Source organism: Paraburkholderia sp. SIMBA_030 (assembly GCF_046535245.1).
GTDB lineage: Bacteria > Pseudomonadota > Gammaproteobacteria > Burkholderiales > Burkholderiaceae > Paraburkholderia.
Map to the genome: position 1 here is coordinate 1 of NZ_JAWRXB010000188.1, position 337 is coordinate 337.

The 337-nt window shown below is 62.9% G+C and carries 1 protein-coding gene; it reads right to left on the bottom strand.

Annotation, left to right across the window (positions count from 1 at the left end):
* On the bottom strand, positions 1–337 hold a 337-nt coding region (locus SB772_RS39605; RefSeq protein ID WP_410838467.1), incomplete at both ends, for an Ldh family oxidoreductase.

Here is a 337-nt window from a genome sequence, read left to right on the forward strand (position 1 = left end):
GGAAGATCGCGGCCGAGGCTGCGATAGAGCTGGACGCGATTATAGGGAACCGCGCTGGGCGCCATATCGAAAAGCCAGGGATTTTGTCCCTGAACCGGAACGGCGCAGGCGATGGGGTTGGTACCGTGAAAACGCATCGCGCCGTCGTGAAGACGGACAAAGCTATCGGAATTGCAGAAGGCAAAACCGATAAAGCCCCGGCTTGCCGCATCCATCGCATATGCACCGGCCGGGCCGAAATGCGACGAGTTACGCACCGCGACGGCGCCGATGCCGAACTCGCCCGCCAGACGGGTCGCATGCTCCATGGCCGTGTAGGTGGCCAGCGCGCCATGGG